General features: G+C 63.8%; 20 protein-coding genes. 2 read left to right on the top strand and 18 right to left on the bottom strand.

Translation table 11 applies throughout. The features are described from left to right. Window positions 1-345: 345 nt before the first annotated feature. The gene (hemE, locus tag CUJ89_RS00635; protein WP_321970379.1) at window positions 346-1,440 is read right to left on the bottom strand and encodes a uroporphyrinogen decarboxylase; all 1,095 of its coding nucleotides are present in this window, start codon (window positions 1,438-1,440) and stop codon (window positions 346-348) included. Window positions 1,441-1,589: 149 nt separating this feature from the next. Between hemE and CUJ89_RS00630 the strand changes: the two genes are divergently transcribed. Then, entirely contained in the window at window positions 1,590-2,390 is an 801-nt protein-coding gene (locus CUJ89_RS00630; protein ID WP_114175438.1) for a transporter substrate-binding domain-containing protein, read from the top strand. Between the two features lie 268 nt (window positions 2,391-2,658). Further along, the gene (locus tag CUJ89_RS38165) at window positions 2,659-2,814 is read left to right on the top strand and encodes a hypothetical protein (protein WP_201752256.1); all 156 of its coding nucleotides are present in this window, start codon (window positions 2,659-2,661) and stop codon (window positions 2,812-2,814) included. Between the two features lie 288 nt (window positions 2,815-3,102). Here the strand turns inward: CUJ89_RS38165 and CUJ89_RS00615 are convergent, their stop codons facing one another. The 17 genes from CUJ89_RS00615 to CUJ89_RS00535 form a co-directional block, all read right to left on the bottom strand. Next, the gene (locus CUJ89_RS00615) at window positions 3,103-4,830 is read right to left on the bottom strand and encodes an AMP-binding protein (RefSeq protein WP_114175434.1); all 1,728 of its coding nucleotides are present in this window, start codon (window positions 4,828-4,830) and stop codon (window positions 3,103-3,105) included. 240 nt (window positions 4,831-5,070) lie between these two features. Further along, window positions 5,071-5,496 (bottom strand): F0F1 ATP synthase subunit epsilon, encoded by a 426-nt coding sequence (locus CUJ89_RS00610; RefSeq protein ID WP_027783168.1) that lies wholly within the window; start codon window positions 5,494-5,496, stop codon window positions 5,071-5,073. A gap of 103 nt (window positions 5,497-5,599) precedes the next feature. Continuing rightward, window positions 5,600-6,994, bottom strand: a complete 1,395-nt coding sequence (atpD, locus tag CUJ89_RS00605) for a F0F1 ATP synthase subunit beta (protein ID WP_114175432.1) — start codon at window positions 6,992-6,994, stop codon at window positions 5,600-5,602. Window positions 6,995-7,069: 75 nt separating this feature from the next. Next, a complete protein-coding gene (atpG, locus tag CUJ89_RS00600) occupies window positions 7,070-7,945 on the bottom strand; it encodes a F0F1 ATP synthase subunit gamma (RefSeq protein ID WP_114175430.1) in 876 nt (291 codons plus the stop codon). Window positions 7,946-8,016: 71 nt separating this feature from the next. After that, window positions 8,017-9,558, bottom strand: a complete 1,542-nt coding sequence (gene atpA, locus CUJ89_RS00595) for a F0F1 ATP synthase subunit alpha (RefSeq protein WP_027783165.1) — start codon at window positions 9,556-9,558, stop codon at window positions 8,017-8,019. Window positions 9,559-9,602: 44 nt separating this feature from the next. Continuing rightward, on the bottom strand, window positions 9,603-10,142 hold the full coding sequence (locus CUJ89_RS00590; protein ID WP_114175428.1) for a F0F1 ATP synthase subunit delta: 540 nt from the start codon (window positions 10,140-10,142) through the stop codon (window positions 9,603-9,605). 2 nt (window positions 10,143-10,144) lie between these two features. After that, window positions 10,145-10,615 (bottom strand): F0F1 ATP synthase subunit B, encoded by a 471-nt coding sequence (locus CUJ89_RS00585; RefSeq protein WP_114175426.1) that lies wholly within the window; start codon window positions 10,613-10,615, stop codon window positions 10,145-10,147. 127 nt (window positions 10,616-10,742) lie between these two features. Beyond that, window positions 10,743-11,012: a F0F1 ATP synthase subunit C gene (gene atpE / locus CUJ89_RS00580; protein WP_025990054.1), complete on the bottom strand. Its 270-nt coding sequence runs from the start codon at window positions 11,010-11,012 to the stop codon at window positions 10,743-10,745. Window positions 11,013-11,087: 75 nt separating this feature from the next. Further along, entirely contained in the window at window positions 11,088-11,939 is an 852-nt protein-coding gene (gene atpB, locus CUJ89_RS00575; protein WP_114175424.1) for a F0F1 ATP synthase subunit A, read from the bottom strand. 112 nt (window positions 11,940-12,051) lie between these two features. Continuing rightward, window positions 12,052-12,582, bottom strand: a complete 531-nt coding sequence (locus tag CUJ89_RS00570) for an ATP synthase subunit I (RefSeq protein ID WP_114175422.1) — start codon at window positions 12,580-12,582, stop codon at window positions 12,052-12,054. 565 nt (window positions 12,583-13,147) lie between these two features. Further along, entirely contained in the window at window positions 13,148-14,278 is a 1,131-nt protein-coding gene (locus CUJ89_RS00565; protein WP_114175420.1) for an SLC13 family permease, read from the bottom strand. 11 nt (window positions 14,279-14,289) lie between these two features. After that, window positions 14,290-15,183: a ParB/RepB/Spo0J family partition protein gene (locus tag CUJ89_RS00560; RefSeq protein ID WP_114178437.1), complete on the bottom strand. Its 894-nt coding sequence runs from the start codon at window positions 15,181-15,183 to the stop codon at window positions 14,290-14,292. 31 nt (window positions 15,184-15,214) lie between these two features. Next, complete coding sequence (locus CUJ89_RS00555) at window positions 15,215-15,994, bottom strand: ParA family protein (protein WP_114175418.1); 780 nt, start codon at window positions 15,992-15,994, stop codon at window positions 15,215-15,217. A gap of 53 nt (window positions 15,995-16,047) precedes the next feature. Beyond that, window positions 16,048-16,734: a 16S rRNA (guanine(527)-N(7))-methyltransferase RsmG gene (gene rsmG, locus CUJ89_RS00550; protein WP_114175416.1), complete on the bottom strand. Its 687-nt coding sequence runs from the start codon at window positions 16,732-16,734 to the stop codon at window positions 16,048-16,050. Beyond that, the gene (gene mnmG / locus CUJ89_RS00545; RefSeq protein WP_114175414.1) at window positions 16,731-18,701 is read right to left on the bottom strand and encodes a tRNA uridine-5-carboxymethylaminomethyl(34) synthesis enzyme MnmG; all 1,971 of its coding nucleotides are present in this window, start codon (window positions 18,699-18,701) and stop codon (window positions 16,731-16,733) included. The genes rsmG and mnmG overlap by 4 nt, the downstream gene beginning before the upstream one ends. A gap of 645 nt (window positions 18,702-19,346) precedes the next feature. Next, window positions 19,347-20,102 carry an ABC transporter ATP-binding protein gene (locus CUJ89_RS00540; RefSeq protein WP_114175412.1) on the bottom strand — a complete coding sequence of 252 codons (756 nt, stop codon included), beginning with the start codon at window positions 20,100-20,102 and terminating at the stop codon, window positions 19,347-19,349. Further along, the gene (locus tag CUJ89_RS00535; protein ID WP_114175410.1) at window positions 20,102-21,886 is read right to left on the bottom strand and encodes an ABC transporter permease subunit; all 1,785 of its coding nucleotides are present in this window, start codon (window positions 21,884-21,886) and stop codon (window positions 20,102-20,104) included. Before CUJ89_RS00535 ends, CUJ89_RS00540 begins: the two co-directional genes overlap by 1 nt. Window positions 21,887-21,889: the final 3 nt, after the last annotated feature.

Genomic DNA, 21,889 nt, shown 5'->3' with positions numbered 1-21,889 from the left:
GGATTCGCATTAGGAATCGCCGTATACCCTGCCCAGCCTGTGGATAACTTTGTTGAGAACTCGCCGTTCAATGGCTGCAACGCGCGCGGGGCCGTGCTTTCCGCTGTTTTTCGCCGCTTGCTGCGGTGCCCCGCGAAGCCTTATTCCATAAGGCTGCTATTCAAATTACCGAACCATAGCCAGACAAATTGACCGATACAGGGCTCTACCGCGCTGCAACGTGGAAAATGTGTATAAGTCAAGTCTTGACAAGCGACGAATCGGCAACCGGTACGGGGTTGCGCCCTGTTTAGTGCCGACAACGAAACGCCGTCACCCCGCGGTGCAGCATGACGGCGCTTGCGTTCAGCCGGCGGCTCCGCTACGGATCTTGCGGCTGTGGCTATGCACTTCGTCGACGAGTTCGGCGACGTGATCGGGCGACGTGAATTGCGAGATGCCGTGCCCGAGGTTGAACACGTGGCCCGGATGATTGCCGTAGCTGTCGAGCACCGCGCGCGCCTGCTCGCGCACTGCGGCCGGCGGCGCAAACAGGATCGTCGGGTCGAGGTTGCCCTGCAGCGCGACGCGCCCCGCGACGCGCTCGCGCGCGGCGCCGAGGTTGACCGTCCAGTCGAGCCCGACCGCGTCGACGCCGGTCGCCGCGATCTCCTCGAGCCACAGCCCGCCGCCCTTCGTGAACGTGATCACCGGTACGCGCTCGCCGTCGTGCTCGCGCTTGAGCTGCGCCACCACGCGGCGGATGTAGTCGAGTGAAAAGCGCTGGTACGCGCCGTCCGCCAGCGCGCCGCCCCACGTATCGAAAATCATCACGGCCTGCGCGCCTGCTTCGATCTGCGCGTTCAGGTACGCCGCCACCGCCTGTGCGTTCACGTCGAGGATCCGGTGCATCAGGTCGGGGCGCGAATACGCCATCGACTTCACCGTGCGGAAATCGTCCGACCCGCCGCCTTCGACCATGTAGCACGCGAGCGTCCACGGGCTGCCCGAGAAGCCGATCAGCGGCACGCGCTGACGGCCCTGGCCGTCGGTGAGCGCGCGACGGATCTCGCGCACGGCGCCGGTCACGTAGCCGAGCGTCGCGTCGATGTCCGGCACCGCGAGCTTCGCGACGTCGGCCTCGGTCCGCACCGGATGCGCGAACTTCGGCCCTTCGCCGACCTGGAAGTCGAGGCCGAGCCCCATCGCGTCCGGAATCGTCAGGATGTCCGAGAACAGGATTGCGGCGTCGAGCGGAAAGCGCTCGAGCGGCTGCAGCGTCACTTCGGTCGCGTAGTCGGGATTCTTCGCGAGGCCGAGGAAGCTGCCGGCGCGCGCGCGCGTCGCGTTGTATTCGGGCAGGTAGCGACCCGCCTGGCGCATCAGCCAGATCGGCGTGTAGTCGGTCGGCTCGCGCAGAAGCGCGCGCAGGAAGGTGTCGTTGAGCAGGGTATGGGCCACGGTAGGAGCGACGATGCGAAGGCAAAGCGGCATTTTACCGGACAGCCGCCGCCAGGCTGCGCACGCCGATGCGATGGCGGCCATATGACGCGCGCGATGGCTCCGTTATGATCGGACGCTCATATCGAACGAAACGAAGGAGGAGACCGATGAAACCATTCGCCACGCTCGCCGCGGCCGCGTTGCTCTGCTGCGCCGCCGCGCACGCACAAACCGGCGCGGGCGCCGCCGCGGCCGCACCGGGCGCCGGCTCGCGGCTCGACGACGTGCTCGCGCGCGGCGCGCTGCGCGTCTGCACGACGGGCGACTACAAGCCGTATTCGTACCACCGCGCGGACGGCCGCTTCGAGGGCATCGACATCGACATGGCCGAATCGCTCGCGAAGTCGCTCGGCGTGAAGACCGACTACGTGAAGACGAGCTGGTCGAACCTGACCGGCGATTTCGTCGCGAAATGCGACATCGCGGTGGGCGGCGTATCGACAACGCTCGAACGTCAGAAGCGCGTGTTCTTCACGCAGCCGTACGTCGTCGACGGCAAGACGCCGATCACGCGCTGCGCGGACGCCGGCAAATACCAGACCATCACGCAGATCGACCGGCCCGACACGCGCGTGATCGTGAACCCGGGCGGCACCAACGAGCGTTTCGCGAAGCAGTATTTCACGCACGCGAACCTGACCGTCTATCCGGACAACGTGACGATCTTCAAGCAGATCCTCGCGGGCAAGGCGGACGTGATGGTGACGGATGCGTCCGAGACGCTGCTGCAGCAAAAACTGAATCCGGGCCTGTGCTCGGTGCATCCGGACAAGCCGTTCCAGTTCGGCGAGAAGGCGTACATGGTGCCGCGCGGCGATGCCGTGTTCCAGCAGTACGTCGACCAGTGGCTGCATCTCGCGCTGTCGACCGGCGAATACCAGGCGATTTCGGACAAGTGGCTGAAGTAAGCAGGCACGCGCGCAGCGGCCGATAGCGGGCAACGACCCCGTGGCCGCTACCCGCGAAAGTCGCTGCGTGGCGGCGGCCGGACTGTCGCCGTTACACTTCGACGCCACGCGCTGGCGGCCCGAAACCGCCGAATTGGCCAAAAGGCCGACTTCCGCACATTCCAATCACGTTTCAAAATCTTTCTGACGAATGAATCGTCATACGCGGTATCTGCCGCGCGACGCACTTTCTCGCGTGTAAATCGGCAGTTCGTCGAGCCTGATACGCATGAAAAGCGCATCGCGCGCATACGATGAAAACGTTGCGGAAAATATGGGTAAAAATGACCTTTTTCAGGACCCCGAAAACAGCAAAAAATCCCGGGAAGCCTTATCTGGCGGGCGTTACAACCTGAAACACTTTGTTACCGCGACGGGTCATTAATTCGCCCACAATGGCCTCAACGGTTTCAACACGGATGCGGTCTCGTGTGCCAAGTGTGAGCGGACGCGAAGCGCTGCGAGCCAGTCGGTCACGTACCGAAGCCCTTCCGAGGGGCATCCCTGTTGGAGTCGTTTCCGGCTCCCCGCCGGACACGGTTTCATCTTTGGTCTCCTCGCGCTAACCCCGTAGCGTGTGGTTTTTAGCGGGCTAATAAGCCCGCTTTTTTTCGTCCATCGAAAACGCAACGGCCCGCAGGCCGCCGCGCTTGTCCCGCCGCCGGGCGGCTCTTTATGCGGTCTTCTGCACGTCGAGCTTCAGTTCCTCGATCATCCGGTCGCGCATCACGAACTTCTGCACCTTGCCCGTCACCGTCATCGGCAACTCGTCGACGAAGCGAATGTAGCGCGGAATCTTGTAGTGCGCGATCTGCCCGTTGCAGAACGCACGCACGTCGTCCTCGGTCATCTGCTCGTCGGTGCGCAGCACGATCCACGCGCACAGCTCCTCGCCGTATTTCGCATCGGGCACGCCGAATACCTGCGCACTCTGGATCTTCGGATGCCGAAACAGGAACTCCTCGATCTCGCGCGGATAAACGTTCTCGCCACCGCGAATCACCATGTCCTTCAGGCGGCCGACGATGTTGCAGTAACCGTCCGCATCGAGCGTCGCAAGATCGCCCGTATGCATCCAGCCGTCGACCAGCACGTCGCGCGTCTTCGCATCGTCGTCCCAGTAGCCGAGCATCACCGAATAGCCCTTCGTGCACAGCTCGCCGGTCGCGCCGACCGGCACGATATCGCCGTTCGGATCGACGATCTTCACCTCGAGATGCGGCTGGATGCGGCCGACCGTCGTCGTGCGCTTCTCGAGCGGATCGTCGGTCGAGCTCTGGAACGACACGGGGCTCGTCTCCGTCATCCCGTACGCGATCGTGATCTCAGACAGGTGCATCTGCGACACGACGCGCTTCATCGTCTCGATCGGGCACGGCGAGCCGGCCATGATCCCGGTGCGCAGCGTCGACAGGTCGAAGCTCGCGAACTGCGGATGGTCGAGCTCCGCGATGAACATCGTCGGCACGCCGTGCAGTGCGGTGCAGCGCTCGTCAGCCACCGCCGCGAGCGTCGCGACCGGATCGAACGCTTCGCCGGGAAACACCATCGCCGCGCCCTTCGACACGCACGCGAGCACGGCCAGCACCATCCCGAAGCAGTGGTACAGCGGCACCGGGATGCACAGCATGTCCTGCTCGCTGAAACGCATCGCCGTCGCGATCGAGCGCCCGTTGTTGACGACGTTGCGATGCGTGAGCGTCGCACCCTTCGGGCTGCCCGTCGTGCCGCTCGTGAACTGGATGTTGATCGGGTCGTTGGCCGCGAGCGTCGCGCCGATCGCATCGAGCAATGCGGGGTCGACGGCCTGGCGGCCGCGCGTCATCACGTCGGCGAAACGGAACATGCCGGCCGGCGCGACGTCGCCCATCGACACGACCGTGCGCAGGCTCGGCACGCGTGCCGCATGCAGGTCGCCCGGCGTCGCGGTCGCGAGTTCCGGCGCGATGGTCTGCAGCATCTCGACGTACGCGGATGTCTTGAAGCGCTCGGCCGCGATCACGGCCTTGCAGCCGACCTTGTTCAGTGCGTATTCGATCTCGGCAAGCCGGTAGGCCGGATTGAGGTTGACGAGCACCGCGCCGATACGCGCGGTCGCGAACTGCGTGAGCAGCCATTCGCTGCGGTTCGGCGACCAGATGCCGACGCGATCGCCCTTCACGATCCCGAACGCGGCGAGGCCGGCCGCGAGCACGTCGACCTCGTTCGCGAACTCGCGCCAGGTCCAGCGCACCTGCTGCTCGCGGAACACGACGGCCGGACGGTCGGGAAAGCGGCCGGCGGTATCGCGCAGAAACCGGCCGATCGTCGCTTCGGATAGCGGCACGTCGGTCGCGCCGCGCACGTACGACAATCCGCTTTCGGGCGCGATCAGCGCCCCTACGCCAAGGTCTGCTGCCATGAATGTCTCCGTCTTTTTTGACTGATCGGCCCGCGCGCTTCCGGCACCCGTCTCCGCCGCCGCAATCGCGACGGACGGCCTCACCGCGGATGATGACGCGCTCCGCTGACGACACTCTGACATCAAATCGCGGCGGACGGATGAAATAGCACGACCGGACGCAACGACCCGGCGCGCAAACTGCAGACGAAAAAAAAGCAGCCCGAAGGCTGCTTTCTTTCGCGGGATACGCGGCGCGGCTCAGTGCCGGCTGCGAATCTTCGCCAGACGCTGGATCGCCTCGAGCTGCGCCATCGCGGTCGCGAGCTCGGATTGCGCCTTCGCGAGGTCGAGATCCGACTTCGCGTTCTGCAGCGTCTCCTCGGCGCGCTTGCGCGCTTCCTCGGCCTTCGCCGAGTCGAGGTCCTTGCCGCGGATCGCGGTATCGGCGAGCACCGTCACGGCGCCCGGCTGCACTTCGAGAATGCCGCCCGCGACGAACACGAATTCGTCGTTGCCGCCCTCGACTTCGATGCGCACCGCACCCGGACGAATCCGCGTGATCAGCGGCGTGTGGCCCGGCAGGATGCCCAGCTCACCCGCTTCGCCCGGCAGCGCGACGAATTTCGCCACGCCCGAGAAGATCTGCTCTTCCGCGCTGACGACGTCTACTTTGATGGTTGCCATATCGACTCCTGTCGATCGGTGTTGGCGCTTTAGCGCTTACTCCGATCCCATGCCGTGGTTGGCCAGAGTCAGCGCTTCAGCGCTCACTCCGGTCCCATGACCCTTACTGGATCTTCTTGGCCTTTTCGAAGGCTTCGTCGATCGTGCCGACCATGTAGAACGCCTGTTCCGGCAGGTGGTCGCACTCGCCTTCGACGATCATCTTGAAGCCACGGATCGTTTCCTTCAGCGGCACGTACTTGCCCGGCGAGCCCGTGAACACTTCAGCGACGTGGAACGGCTGCGACAGGAAACGCTGGATCTTACGTGCGCGCGCGACCGACAGCTTGTCTTCCGGCGACAGTTCGTCCATGCCCAGAATCGCGATGATGTCGCGCAGTTCCTTGTAGCGCTGCAGCGTCTGCTGCACGCCGCGCGTGATCGAGTAGTGCTCTTCGCCGATCACGTTCGGGTCGATCTGGCGCGACGTCGAGTCGAGCGGATCGACTGCCGGGTAGATACCCAGCGAAGCGATGTCACGCGACAGAACGACGGTTGCGTCCAGGTGGCCGAAGGTGGTGGCCGGCGACGGGTCGGTCAAGTCATCCGCAGGGACGTACACGGCCTGAACCGACGTGATCGAGCCCTTCTTGGTCGACGTGATGCGCTCTTGCAGCTTGCCCATTTCTTCAGCCAGCGTCGGCTGATAGCCCACTGCCGACGGCATACGGCCGAGCAGTGCCGACACTTCGGTGCCGGCCAGCGTGAAACGGTAGATGTTGTCGACGAAGAACAGCACGTCGAGGCCTTCGTCACGGAAGTGCTCGGCCATCGTCAGGCCCGTCAGCGCGACGCGCAGACGGTTGCCCGGCGGCTCGTTCATCTGGCCGTACACGAGCGCGACCTTGTCGAGAACGTTCGAGTCCTTCATTTCGTGGTAGAAGTCGTTCCCTTCACGGGTACGCTCGCCCACGCCCGCGAACACGGAGTAACCGCCGTGCTCCTTCGCGATGTTGTTGATGAGCTCCATCATGTTGACGGTCTTGCCCACGCCTGCACCACCGAACAGACCGACCTTGCCGCCCTTTGCGAACGGGCAGATCAGGTCGATGACCTTGATGCCCGTTTCGAGCAGTTCGGTCGACGGCGACAGTTCGTCGAACGCCGGCGCCTTCTGGTGGATCGAACGCGTCACTTCGCTGTCGATCGGGCCAGCCTCGTCGATCGGACGGCCGAGCACGTCCATGATCCGGCCGAGGGTCGGCTTGCCGACCGGCACCGAGATCGGCTTGCCCGTGTTCTTCACGACCAGGCCACGGCGCAGGCCGTCGGATGCACCCAGACAGATGGTGCGGACCACGCCGTCGCCCAGCTGCTGCTGGACTTCGAGCGTCAGTTCCGAGCCATCGAGCGTCAGCGCGTCGTAGATCTTCGGCATGGTTTCGCGCGGGAATTCCACGTCGATAACGGCGCCGATGCACTGTACGATCTTGCCTTCTACCAAAGCAGCAGTACTCATCGCTTTTCCTTTAAATACCTGATTCTTTACTCGCGCAAAGGCGCAGTTTCCCGAGCGTCAAATTCCCGCGCGCGCTTAAACAGCAGCAGCGCCGCCGACGATCTCCGACAGTTCTTTCGTGATCGCGGCCTGACGGCTCTTGTTGTAAACCAATTGCAGCTCGCTGATCACCGTCTTCGCGTTGTCCGAAGCCGCCTTCATCGCGACCATTCGCGCCGATTGTTCCGACGCCATGTTTTCCGCCACGGCCTGGTACACCAGCGCCTCGACGTAACGCACGAGCAGTTCGTCGACCACCGCGGGCGCATCCGGCTCGTAGATGTAGTCCCACGCCGTGGACGGCGTGTCGCTGTCGCCCTCGAGACGATCCGACGACAGCGGCAGCAGCTGTTCGATCACCGCTTCCTGCTTCATCGTGTTGATGAAGCGCGTGTACCCGATATAGACAGCCGACAGCTTGCCTTCCGAGTACTGATCGAGTTGCGTCTTCACTGCGCCGATCAGCTTGTCGAGATGCGGCGTATCGCCGAGATGCACGACCTGCGAGATCACCTTCGCGCCGAAACGATTCAGGAACCCGAGGCCCTTGCCGCCGATCGCGGTGGCTTCGACCTTCTGGCCCTTCTCGTCCAGCTCCTTGAACTTCTGCACCGTGGCGCGCAGCACGTTCGTGTTCAGGCCGCCGCACAGACCCTTGTCGGTCGTGACGAGGATGATGCCGGCCGTGTTCGCGCCGTCGTTCGCCACCATGAACGGGTGGCGGTACTCCGGGTTCGCGCGGCCCATGTGCGCGGCGATGGCGCGGACCTTCTCCGCATACGGGCGGGCAGCGCGCATGCGTTCCTGCGCGCGGCGCATCTTCGATGCGGCCACCATCTCCATCGCCTTCGTGATCTTGCGCGTGTTTTGCACGCTCTTGATCTTCCCGCGAATTTCCTTCATTCCAGCCATAGCTTGCTCCTTGACCGAAGCGGCGCGGGCGCTTTACGCGGCCCGCGCCGCTTCAAGGTGTCCCTCGCGGATCAATAGGCACCGGACTTCTTGAAGGCGTCGAGCGCGGCGCGCAGCGCGCCTTCGTCGTCCTTCGACAAGTCCTTGTTGTCTTCGATGCGCTTGATGAGGTCAGCGTGGCTCGTCTTCAGGAATTCGCGCATGCCCTTTTCGAACGGCAGCACGTCCTTGACGTCGATGTCGTCGAGGTAGCCATTGTTCGCCGCGAACAGCGACACGGCCAGCTCCCACACCTGCAGCGGCTGATACTGCGGCTGCTTCAGCAGTTCCGTCACGCGGCGGCCGCGCTCGAGCTGCTTGCGGGTCGCTTCGTCGAGGTCCGACGCGAACTGTGCGAACGCGGCGAGCTCACGGTACTGCGCGAGGTCGGTACGGATACCGCCCGACAGCTTCTTGACGACCTTCGTCTGCGCGGCGCCACCGACACGCGACACCGACACGCCGGCGTTGATTGCCGGGCGGATGCCTGCGTTGAACAGGTCGGTTTCCAGGAAGATCTGGCCGTCGGTAATCGAGATCACGTTCGTCGGAACGAACGCCGTCACGTCGCCTGCCTGCGTTTCGATGACCGGCAGTGCCGTCAGCGAACCGCTCTTGCCCTTCACTTCGCCGTTCGTGAACTTCTCGACGTAGTCTTCCGACACGCGAGCCGCGCGCTCGAGCAGACGCGAGTGCAGATAGAACACGTCGCCCGGGTACGCTTCACGGCCCGGCGGGCGGCGCAGCAGCAGCGAGATCTGACGGTATGCCCATGCCTGCTTGGTCAAGTCGTCATAAATGATCAGCGCGTCCTGGCCGCGATCGCGGAAGTATTCGCCCATCGTGCAGCCCGCATACGGTGCGAGGTACTGCATCGCGGCCGAATCCGACGCCGAAGCGGCGACCACGATGGTGTATTCCATCGCGCCCGTTTCTTCGAGCTTGCGCACCACGTTCATGATCGACGAAGCCTTCTGGCCGATCGCGACGTAGATACAGATCAGGTCCTTGCCCTTCTGGTTGATGATCGCGTCGATCGCCACCGCGGTCTTGCCGCACTGACGGTCGCCGATGATCAGCTCACGCTGGCCACGGCCGATCGGCACCATCGCGTCGATCGACTTGAGGCCCGTCTGCACCGGCTGCGACACCGACTTGCGCCAGATCACGCCCGGCGCGATCTTTTCGATTGCGTCGGTCAGCTTCGCGTTGACGGGACCCTTGCCGTCGATCGGGTTCCCGAGCGCATCGACCACGCGGCCGATGAGTTCCGGGCCGACCGGGACTTCGAGAATGCGGCCCGTCGTCTTGACGATGTCGCCTTCCGAGATGTGTTCGTATTCGCCGAGAATCACCGCGCCGACCGAGTCGCGCTCGAGGTTCAGCGCGAGGCCGAACGTGTTGCCCGGAAACTCGAGCATTTCGCCCTGCATCACGTCCGACAGGCCGTGGATACGCACGATACCGTCGGTCACGGAGATCACGGTGCCCTGGTTGCGAACGTCCGCGTTCGCTTCAAGGCCCTGGATCCGGCTCTTGATCAGCTCGCTGATCTCAGAGGGATTGAGTTGCATTATTCGCTCCTGATAGTCAATTCTGTTGCGTGCCGGCGTGGCGCTCAGGCGGCCAGGGCGGCCTGCATCGAAGCAAGGCGCGCGCGAACCGAGGTGTCGAGCACTTCGTCGCCGACCGTCACGCGCACGCCGCCGATCAGCGACGAATCGACTTGGACCGTCGGCTTCAGCTTGCGCTGGAACTTGCGCTCGAGGCCGGAGACGAGCCCTTCGAGCTCGGTACCGTTCAGCGGATACGCGCTGACGATGGTGGCATCGGCGGCGCCTTCACGCGCATTTTTCAGCTCGTCGAACTGCGTGGCGATTTCCGGCAGCAGCGCGATACGATGATTGTCGACCAGCATCTGCACGAAGTTCTTCGCCTCGGCGCTTGCCGCGAGCGGCGACTTCTGCGTGGCGAGCAACAGCTCCACCACTTGCGCACGGGTCACCTTCGGGCTCGACGCGACGGACAACACATCGGGCAGACGCGCAACCTGGGCCAGCTCTTGCACGAGCGAGGACCAGGCGGCGATGTCACCCGCCTCGGCCACGCGGAACAGCGCTTCAGCGTAAGGGCGGGCGATGGTTGCAAGTTCGGCCATGATCAGAGCTCGGCTTTCAGTTGATTCAGCAGTTGGGCGTGGGCCGTTTGATCGACTTCGCGCATCAGGATCTGCTCGGCGCCCTTGACGGCCAGGCCGGCGACTTCGCCGCGCAGCGTTTCACGCGCCTTCACGATTTGCTGGTCGGCGTCCGCCTTCGCTTGCGCGATGATGCGGGCGGCTTCGGCGTGTGCCTGGGCCTTGATTTCGTCGGCAACGGCCTGCGCGCGCTTTTCAGCGTCGGCAATGCGTTGTTGACCGTCGTTACGGGCCTGCACGAGTTCCTGTTCGACGCGCTTGTGCGCCGCCACGAGTTCCGCCTGCCCCTTTTCCGCAGCCGAGAGGCCGTCGGCAATTTTCTTCGAGCGCTCGTCGAGGGCGTTGATCAACGGCGGCCACACGAACTTCATCGTGAACCACGCGAGGATCAGGAACACGACCATTTGCGCAAACAGGGTTGCGTTAAGATTCACGGTGTTTCCTTATCTGCTATTCCGGAAATTGAAACGAGGAGGAGCGCGTCGAAACTGAATTCGATTGGCGCTCGTCATCCGTTCCACCCTGCGCCGGCGATGCCTGGCGCAATGCTTCCGAGGAACCTTAGCCTGCGAGCTTCGACAGGAGCGGGTTCGCGAATGCAAACAGCATTGCCACGCCGACGCCAATCAGGAACGCCGCATCGATCAGGCCAGCCAGCAGGAACATCTTCGTTTGCAGCGGGTTGATCAGCTCGGGCTGACGTGCGCATGCTTCGATGTACTTGCCACCCATCAGGCCGATACCGATACAGGCGCCGATAGCACCCAGGCCGATGATGATGCCGATACCGATAGCGGTCAGACCCTGGATGTTGGCGATGAAAGCTTGCATGATCACTCCTTTGTGAAAAGACTTGGAACTGGAATTAAAAAAACTAAAAACAAACCTGCTTGATTGTCCCGCCGCTTAGTGCGACTCGTGTGCCTGACCGAGATACACCAGCGTGAGCATCATGAAAATGAACGCCTGCAGCAAAACAATCAGGATGTGGAAGACCGCCCAGATGCTGCCCGCGAGGATGTGGCCGATGAAGCCGAGCACCGACGCGTCCGCGCCGAAGCCCCACATGCTGCCAAGCAACGCGATCAGCAGGAACAGCAGTTCGCCTGCGTACATGTTGCCGAACAGCCGCATGCCGAGCGACACGGTCTTGGCGACGTATTCGACGATGTTCAGGCCGAGGTTCGGGATCCACAGCAGCGGATGCGCACCGAACGGAGCCGACACGAGTTCATGCAGGAAGCCGCCCGCGCCCTTGATCTTGATGCTGTAGTAGATCATCAGCACGAACACGCCGAGTGCGATGCCGAGCGTGCCGTTGAGGTCGGCCGTCGGGACGATGCGATGGTGGGAAATCACGTCCGACAGACCGAGCAGGCCGATGATGCGGCCCGGCAGGTCGACGGGGAGGAAGTCGAGGGAGTTCATCAGCGCGACCCAGATGAACACGGTCAGCGCGAGCGGCGCGATGAAGGTACGATTGCCGTGCACGACGGCCTTCGACTGGTCTTCCACCATCTCGACGATCATCTCGATCGCGCACTGGAAGCGGCCCGGCACGCCCGGCGTTGCCTTGCGGGCAGCCATGTACAGGATCAGAATCGTAGCGAGACCGCAGACGATCGACCAGAACAGCGTGTCGAGATTCCAGACGTGGATATCGAAAATCGACGTCTGATGCGCGGTGGAGAAATTCTGCAAGTGGTGCGCAATGTACTCGGACGGATCCAGAGCACGCGAGCCTTCGCTGGTTGCCATAATCTTTAGTGCCACCCAAATTGTCGAAAATCGGTCGTCCGCTTCGCCGCAACAATGTATTGCGGGAACGCGCCTGCGCAGGTTCCGGTCAAACCGCGCAAGACTTCAAAGCCTACCGCCAGGCCAGCGCTATCCAGTACGTTTTCAGCACGAGCAAGTACGTAATCAGCAGGGGCACCCAGTGCACACCGGGATACCACACGGCGATCGCCACGAACATCGCGATCGTCGCACCCATCTTGACTACTTCACCGACCACCCAGCCCATCACGGTGTCGGCACCGCCTCGTCTCAAACGCGCCGCGAACAATGCGCTCGGCACCCAGCTAATCGCTCCGCCCATGAATGCCGATTGCGCAGCGGCGCCCGGCGGCTTCGAGGAAAACAGCCACCACGCCAGCGTTGCAACCAGGGACAAGACCACTTGCGCGATCACCACCCGGTAAGGCGTGACCCGTGAGGGTCGGCTCACGTCCGGGCCGAACAGCGTCTCCGCTTCTGCCCGCGTAAGCGGAACGATTGTATTGTCTTGCTGCTCGGCATCCCATTCGTCGTCGGCAGCTGCATGCCGCCCGTCGACCACCGGTTGAGTGCGGCGCGCGCTGTGCTTGTCGTGACCTTCGATCGGCTCCTGACTCGCCATCGCAACCTTCCGCAAATTCCCAATCCGCCCCAAACTTTCCGAAAGCTTTCGGGGGTGCCTAGCTAACAAATCCGGGCGATTGTAAGCGATAGTTGCAAGTGATTCAAGGCTTTAGACGCGATAAAAACCGGCATAAAACGACACGTCATCATGTGAAAAAAACACGCGATTCGACGACGTACGATGACAGTTGTAAGGTCGCATTTTTGCGCCGGTAGTTCTTGCTCGAAAAATCCGGCGCCGCTGGAATGGCATGGAAACGATGCCCGACGCGGGCCCTGGCGGTGCAGCACGATTGCCGCCGAAAATCCGCTGTGCAGAGGGTCGCGCGATTCGAACCCCGCGCGAGGACACCGGACAAGCAAAGCACTGCGGCCGATCAGCCGTGCCCGATGCGTGAAATTCGGTCGGACGCTGACGCATCGATACCGCCAATCAGTTGTCGCGCCACCACAGATGATCGACTGTGGATCGCCGCACTTATCAACAGCCCGCAACCATCGCGAACCCTGTGCACCTCCCCGTCACCCGAACGGTGCGCCTGTGCCGCACGCACCCACATCGCTCAACCGTGAACGAGCAGCCACGCGCCCAGTGCCGCGCTCGCGAGCGCGAACGGAATCGAGACCAGGTGGAACGGTAGCCACATGCGCGACTCCTTCGCGAGACGCACCGCGATCAGGTTCGCGAGCGAACCGATCGCGAAGCCGAAGCCGCCGACCGATACGCCGAACGCGAGCGCGCGCCAGTCGCTCGTGAACTCCGACAGCAGGATCGCGGCCGGCACGTTGCTGATCCCCTGCGACAGCACCGCACCGGCCGCGAATACGCGCAGCGGCGAATCGAGACGCGCATGCGCGATCGCGTCGTGCACGACGGGCAACGCAGCCGCGCTGCGCAGCACGACAAACATCAGCACGAAGATCATCAGCAGCAGCCAGTCGATCCTGAGGACTGCGTCACGTTTTACAGCGAACAACATGATCGCGACAGCAGCCAGACCCGGCAGCGGATGGTGCGCATCGGTGAGCAGCACGAATGCCGCGAACAGCACCGCGGCGATCAGCGCGTGCATGCGTTGTACGGGAAATGCGGCGACGTCGCCGGACAGGTCGAGCGGCTTCGCGCGAAACGCGCATGCAGTCAGCGCGAGCAGCAGCGCCATCAGCGCGATCGCGAGCGGCCCGAGCGTGACCACGAAGCGGCCGAACGACACGCCGCTCAATTGCCACAGGAAAAGATTCTGGGGATTGCCGAGCGGCGTCGCGACGGACCCCGCGTTGACGGCCAGCGCGACGACGATCACGAGCCGCCGGAACGGCAGCGGCGTCAGCGCACGCAGCGATACCATCAACGGCACGACGACGAACAGCGCAACGTCGTTGGTGAGCCACATCGACAGCACTGCGGCGAACGTGACGAGCAGCATCGCGAGCCCGCGTTCTGAATGCACGTGATGCACGATGCGGTGCGCGAGCCACATCAGGCAGCCGGACAATTCGAGCGCCTTGGTCAGCATCAGCAGGCCCGCGAGCGTCGCGACGGTCTGCCAGTCGACGCGGCCGGCCAGTGCGTCAATTGGTTGCGGGCGCAACCATTGCAGGACAATCAGCGCAAGCACCAGCACCGTCAGCACCGGCTCCTGCAGTACCCATCCGAGCCACCGGCGCGGCGCCGCCGCGCCCGTGTTCTCCATCGATCGCCTCGTTACTCTTCGGTCGCCACGTTGCCGCGCAGCCGCACGAGAATGCCCTCGAGCGCGTCGAGGTTGCCGAAATCGATCATCACCTGCCCTCGCCCGCGGCGGCCGAGCTTGATCTTCACCGTCGACGCGAGCAGGTCGGACAACTCCTCTTCGAGACGGCGCGTGTCGCGGCCGCCGTCGTCCTTCGCACGCGCCTTCACGGCCGGCGCTTCCTTCGTCGTGTGCGAGACGAGCTTCTCGGTCTCGCGCACCGACATGCGCTTGTTGACCACCTGATGGGCGAGCGTGATCTGCGTTGCCGCATCGACGGCGAGCAGCGCACGCGCGTGCCCCATGTCGAGATCGCCGGCCAGCAGCATCGTCTGCACCGGCGACGCGAGGTTCAGCAGGCGCAGCAGGTTCGACACCGCGCTGCGCGAACGGCCGACCGATTCGGCCGCCTGTTCGTGCGTGAAACCGAACTCGTCGAGCAGGCGCTGGATACCATGCGCTTCTTCAAGCGGGTTCAGATCTTCGCGCTGGATGTTCTCGATCAGCGCCATCGCCGCAGCGGCCTGGTCGGACACGTCCTTCACGAGCACCGGCACTTCGTCGAGACCGGCCAGGCGGGCCGCGCGGAAACGACGCTCGCCTGCGATGATTTCGTATTTATCTGACGAAATGGGCCGCACCAGAATCGGCTGCATCACGCCCTGCGCGCGGATGCTCGCCGCGAGTTCCTGCAGGCTGCCTTCGTCCATTCGCGTTCGCGGCTGGTACTTGCCGGCCTGCAACTTGCCAAGCGCGAGCGTATTCGGCGCCCCTTCGATCTTCACCGCCTCGGTGATATCGGCGCTGCCGCCGAGCAGCGCTTCGAGGCCACGCCCCAAGCCCTTCTTCTTTGGTACCGCGCTCATGTCTTTCTTCCTCGCTTCGCTCATGTCCGGATCACGACACCTCGAACGCGCGAACGCGTTCGATCATCTCGGCACCGAACTGGAGATACGCTTGCGCACCACGCGAGCTGCGGTCGAACACGACGCCCGGCAGCCCGTAACTTGGCGCTTCCGCCAGGCGCACGTTGCGCGGAATCACCACGTCGAACACCTTGTCGCCGAAGTGCGCTTTCAGTTGATCGGAGACTTGCTGCTGCAGCGTGATGCGCGGATCGAACATCACGCGCAGCAAGCCGATGATCTTCAGGTCGCGGTTCATGTTCGCGTGAACCTGCTTGATCGTGTTGACGAGGTCCGACAACCCCTCCAGGGCGAAGTATTCGCACTGCATCGGGATCACGACACCATGCGCCGCGCACAGCCCGTTCAGCGTCAGCAGCGACAGCGTCGGCGGGCAATCGATCAGCACGAAGTCGTAGTCGTCGGAAACGTGCTCGAGCGCGGCCTTCAGCCGGCGCTCGCGGTTGTCGATGCTGATCAGTTCGATCTCGGCACCGGACAGTTCGCGATTCGCGGGCAGTACGTCGTAGGTGACGCCTTCCGGACGCACGCGTGCGTCGGTCACAGACACGCCGTCGACCAGCACCTCGTACACGGTCGCGTCGCAGGCAGCCTTGTCGATCCCGCTGCCCATCGTCGCGTTGCCCTGCGGGTCGAGATCGATCAGCAGGACTCGTTGCTCCTGCGCTGCAAGGCTTGCGGCGAGATTGACCGATGTCGTCGTCTTGCCGACGCCCCCCTTCTGGTTCGCAACGCAGAAGATCTTTGCCATCGTTGGTGTGTTCCTCTTACCTTCAAACATTCGGCGCGCGAAGCCGCGCGCCGTCAAATCGCCTCGTCGACGGCCACTTCGATCAGATGCCGTTCGGCATCGAGCATCGGCACCGCCAGCCGCATCGCCTGCTTTACGCGGCTGCCTTCCGGCAACCGTGCAATCTCGTCGTCCGGGTGTACGCCCTTCATTGCCCAGATCGATCCGCCCGGCGCGACCAGATGTCGAGCAAGTTTAACGAAGTCGGACAGATCAGCGAAGGCGCGGGATACGATCATGTCGAATTTTTCCGGCACTTCGACACCCGGCTGCAGCGATTCGACTCGTCCGGTGACAACCGACAGGTTCGCGAGCTTCAGTTCCGCGCGCATCTGCGTCTGGAATGCAGACTTCTTCTGCACGATATCGTTCAGCGTGACCTGCCAGTCCGGCTGGACGATCGCCAGCACGATACCGGGTAACCCGCCGCCCGAACCGACGTCGAGCACGCGGGCCGACGCATGGCCACGCAGATGCGGGAAGATGGAAAGCGAATCGAGGATGTGCTGGATCAGCATCTGCTTCGGGTCGCGGATCGCGGTCAGGTTGTAGACCGCGTTCCACTTGCCGAGCAGCGCGACATAATCGAGGAGCTGGTTGCGTTGTGCATCCGTCAGCTTGAGGTCGAGTGCCGTCGTGCCTTCGACGAGCATCCCTTCCAGTACGTCCCGATTAACGGCCGGCGCGCGACGCGCCGTCATTGTTGCGTCGGGACGGCACCGTCCCCCTGCTCCGTTGCCTCTGTGGCAGTGCCATTACGGCGGCCCAAGCCGCGGCGCTTCAGGTGCACCATCAGCAACGAGATGGCCGCCGGCGTGATGCCCGAGATGCGCGACGCCTGCCCGATCGTTTCCGGCCGAAACTCATTGAGCTTCTGGCTCACTTCGAACGACAGGCCGCGAACTTCGCGGTAATCGATACCGTCCGGCAGGCGCGTGTTCTCGTTCGCGTCGTTGCGTTCGATCTCGGATGCCTGGCGCTCGATATAGCCTTGATATTTGATGCCGATCTCGACCTGTTCCTTGATCTGCGCGAGCAGCACCGGGTCGTCAATCAGCGGCTCCGCGGGGCCGCATTCGCCGCCCTTCAGGCCGCACACGCCGTCGTAGCTGATACCTGGACGGCGCAGCAACTCAGCGAGACTGTATTCGTGATCGATCGCCTTGCCGAGCAGCGCGGTCGCCTCTTCCGGCGGCAGCGTCTTCGGCGTGACCCACGTCGACTTCAGGCGTTCGGTTTCACGTGAAACAGCGTCGCGCTTCCGGCTGAACGCGTCCCAGCGCACGTCGTCGACGAGCCCCAGTTCGCGGCCCATCTCGGTCAGGCGCATATCGGCGTTGTCTTCACGCAGGCTCAGGCGATACTCGGCGCGGCTCGTGAACATCCGATACGGCTCGGCGACGCCGCGCGTCACGAGATCGTCGACCAGCACGCCAAGGTAGGCCTGGTCGCGGCGCGGGCACCAGGCATCCTTCTGCTGCACGTAACGGCCCGCATTGAGGCCGGCCAGCAGCCCCTGCGCGGCTGCCTCTTCGTAGCCGGTCGTCCCGTTGATCTGGCCCGCAAAAAACAGCCCGTTGATCGCCTTCGTCTCGAGCGACGCCTTCAGCGCGCGCGGGTCGAAGTAGTCGTACTCGATCGCGTAGCCGGGACGCAGGATATGCGCGTTCTCGAGGCCGCGCATCGAATGCACGAGCTCGAGCTGGACGTCGAAGGGCAGGCTCGTCGAGATCCCGTTCGGGTAGAACTCGTTGGTCGTCAGCCCTTCCGGCTCGAGGAAAATCTGGTGCGACTCTTTCGATGCGAACCGGTGGATCTTGTCCTCGATCGACGGGCAATAGCGCGGCCCGACGCCTTCGATCACGCCTGTATACATAGGCGAACGGTCGAGGCCGCCGCGAATGATGTCGTGCGTGCGCTCATTCGTGTGCGTGACCCAGCACGGCAACTGCTGCGGATGCTGTTCCGCGCGGCCCAGGAACGAGAACACGGGGATGGGATCGAAGTCGCCCGGCTGCTCGTCCAGCTTCGAGAAGTCGATCGTGCGGCCGTCGATACGCGGCGGCGTACCGGTCTTCAGGCGGCCCTGCGGCAGCTTCAGCTCCTTCAGGCGGGACGACAGCGACACGGCCGCCGGATCGCCCGCGCGACCGCCGGTGTAGTTGTTCAGGCCGACGTGGATCTTGCCGTCGAGGAACGTGCCGGCTGTCAGCACGACCGCGCGAGCGCGGAAGCGGATGCCGATCTGCGTGACGGCGCCCACCACGCGGTCGCCTTCAACCATCAAGTCGTCGACGGCCTGCTGGAACAGCCACAGGTTCGGCTGGTTCTCGAGCCGGTGGCGGATCGCGGCCTTGTACAGGATGCGATCGGCCTGCGCACGCGTCGCACGCACGGCCGGGCCCTTCGACGAATTGAGGATCCGGAACTGAATACCGCTCTCGTCCGTCGCAGCCGCCATCGCGCCGCCCAGCGCGTCGACTTCTTTGACCAGATGGCCCTTGCCAATGCCGCCGATCGACGGATTGCAGCTCATCTGCCCAAGCGTTTCGATGTTGTGGGTCAGCAGCAGTGTCTTCGCGCCCATGCGGGCGGACGCCAACGCGGCTTCCGTGCCGGCGTGACCGCCACCGACGACGATGACGTCAAATTCTGTGGGAAAAAGCATGGTGGATTCCGGACGCAGGACTGCGCACGAACCTATCTGAGAAATGTATGGGCCGAATTATAGCGGGTTCGCATTTCGCCCGAAGGCCGTCCGAATGGTAGGGTCTGTGCATTTCGTCGATTTTTCGGCTGTGAATAGATGAATCCGTGGTGCCGGCCAGCTCCGGCAATGCTTCCGGCCGGCTCACCGCACATCGTTGCGCCTGTGCAAAGACCACCCGCTCGCCGGGAAAACAACACGGGGAACACATGACTGAATCAACGCCTGTGGTCGACACAATAGTCTGGACGCGACAGCCGGTGCCTACCGCGCCCACCCTCTTCCTCTTTTTCACAGAATTTCCAGCTGTTGGTCTGATACTTATCCCCTGAGATGCAGCACGTCGTCAGCCTGTGCAGAGATTCGTGCACCGGAAATTCAGCCTGTGGAACGAGCCACTACCCACTCCTCAACGACACGCAAGATCGTCACCCGCGCTGTGGACAGCTTATCCGCCAGCATCGCACAGGACTTCCGACTGTTCCCCCGACACTTATCCCCTGGCCGCGGATCATCGTGGCATCGAGATATCGCCTCGGTCCCCAAACAAAAACGGCGTGTTTCACGTGAAACACGCCGCCCGCTTCCCGCCAACCGCGCCAACGATCAAGCCGTCTTCTTTGCCAACCCGAGGTAGGTTTCGATCACGCTCGGATTCTGCGCAAGCTCGGCTGCCGGCCCCTCCAGCGCAAACTCGCCCGTCTCCAGCACATAACCGTAGTCGGAGATCTGCAACGCGGCCCGTGCGTTCTGTTCGATCAGCAGCGTTGCCACGCCCGTACCGCGCAACGCGCTAATGATATGAAAGATCTCCTTCACGATCAGCGGCGCCAGCCCGAGGCTCGGCTCGTCGAGCATCAGCAGGTCGGGCTTGCCCATCAGCGCGCGGCCGACCGCGAGCATCTGACGCTCGCCGCCGGATAGCGTACCGGCCGCCTGCTTGCGTCGCTCTTTCAGCCGTGGAAACAGCGCGAACACGTGATCGAGCTGATCGAGGAAGTTCGATTCACCGGCCCGCTTGCGCCGATACGCGCCCAGCACGAGGTTGTCTTCGACCGTCATCGTGCTGAACAGCTCGCGCTTTTCCGGTACAAGGCACATCCCGCGCGCGACGCGCTGCTCGACCGGCAATGCGCCGACGTCGTTGCCGCGATACACGACCGCGCCCGACGCATGCCCGGTCACCGGCAGCGCGCCCATGATCGCGTTCAGCAGCGTCGATTTGCCGGCCCCGTTCGGACCGATCACGCTGACGATCTGTCCCGCGCCAACCTTGATCGCCGCGCCGTGCAGCGCCTCCACCTTCCCGTACCTGACTGCCAGTCCGCGCACGTCGAGAATCGGCATCGTCGTGTCCGTCATCACTCCACCCCGCCCAGATACGCTTCGAGCACCGCCGGATCCTGCTGCACGTCCTGCGGCAGTCCTTCCGCGATCCGTGTACCGAACTCCATCACCACCAGCCGGTCGGTGAGATTCATCACAAAATCCATGTCATGTTCCACGAGCAATACACTCATGCCTTCCGCCTTCAGCCGCCGCAGCAGGTCGGCGAGTTGCTGCTTCTCCAGGTAACGCAGCCCGGCGGCCGGCTCGTCGAGCAGCAGCAGCGTCGGATCGCAGCACAGTGCCCGCGCGATTTCGAGAATTCGCTGCTGGCCGAGCGCGAGGCTGCCGGCTTCGTCGTACATGTGCTTCTCAAGTCCGACGCGGCGGATCTGGCGTGCGGCTTCGGCCAGCAACTGCGCTTCCTCATGCGCATTGAGCCGCGCGATGCTGCGCCAAACGCCCGTATGGCCGCGCAGATGCGCGCCGATCGCGACGTTCTCGAGCACCGTCATCGCCGGCAACAGCTTCACGTGCTGGAACGTGCGGCCGATGCCGCGGCGGACGATCTGGCGCGACGTGAGCCCGTCGATGCGCTCGCCACGGAACGTGATCGTGCCGCCCGTCGGCTTCAGTACGCCCGTCACGAGGTTGAACGTGGTCGACTTGCCGGCGCCGTTCGGGCCGATCAGCCCGATGATCTGCCCCGCCTTCACGTCGAAGCTGACGTCGTTGACGGCCACGAGCCCGCCGAACTGCTTGCGTGCGTTGTCGACCACGAGCAGCGGCTCGCCGGCCGCGGGCTTCGCGCGCTGCGGCAACGGATCGGCGTGCTCGGGCACATGCGCGCGCGGCCCGCGCGGGAACAATCTCGCGACGAACGGCCACACGCCCTGACGGGCATACTGCAGCAGCAGCACCATCAGCACGCCGAACACGATGATCTCGAAGTTGCCTTCCGAGCCGAGCAGCTTCGGCAGCAGCGTCTGCAGGTAGTCCTGCAGCACGGTCAGGATCGCCGCGCCGAGCACCGCGCCCCAGACGTGCGACACGCCGCCGACCACGGCCATGAACAGGAATTCGATCCCGTGGTTCAGGCCGAACGGCGTCGGGTTCACCGCGCGCTGCAGGTGCGCATACAGGAAGCCCGATACGGCCGCGAGCACGGCCGCGTAGACGAAGATCACGACGCGCATCCACGCGGTGTTCACGCCCATCGCCTCGGCCATCACGCCGCCGCCTCGCAGCGCGCGGATTGCGCGGCCCGGGCGGCTGTTCAGCAGGTTCTGCACCGACACGATCGCGGCCAGCACGACGGCCCAGATCAGGAAATACAGGCTGCGGCCGCTTTCCAGCTCGATGCCGAACAGGTTCAGCGCCGGAATCCCGTTGATCCCGTCGTACTTGCCGAGCAGTTCGAGGTTGCCGAACAGGTAGAACAGCGCGAGGCCCCACGCGATCGTGCCGAGCGGCAGGAAGTGCCCGGACAACCGCATCGTGACCGCGCCGAGCACGAGCGCGACGAGCGCCGTCAGCACGACGCCGACGATCAGCGCGAGCCATGGCGACACGCCGTACCGCGTCGTCAGGAGCGCGGTCGCATACGCGCCGATGCCGACGAACGCGGCCTGCCCGAAGCTCGTCATCCCGCCGACGCCCGTCAGCAGCACAAGCCCGATCGCGACGATCGCATAGAGGCCGATGTAGTTCAGCAGCGTGATCCAGTACTCGGGCACCTGCAGCGCGCCGGGCAGCACCGGCAGCGCGAACAGCACAACGAGAAACACCCAGAAGGTCTTGTTGCGTACCATCGTCTTCATCGC

Source organism: Burkholderia pyrrocinia, assembly GCF_003330765.1.
Taxonomy (GTDB): Bacteria; Pseudomonadota; Gammaproteobacteria; order Burkholderiales; family Burkholderiaceae; genus Burkholderia; species Burkholderia pyrrocinia_B.
This window is presented reverse-complemented; position numbering and strand designations above follow the sequence as displayed.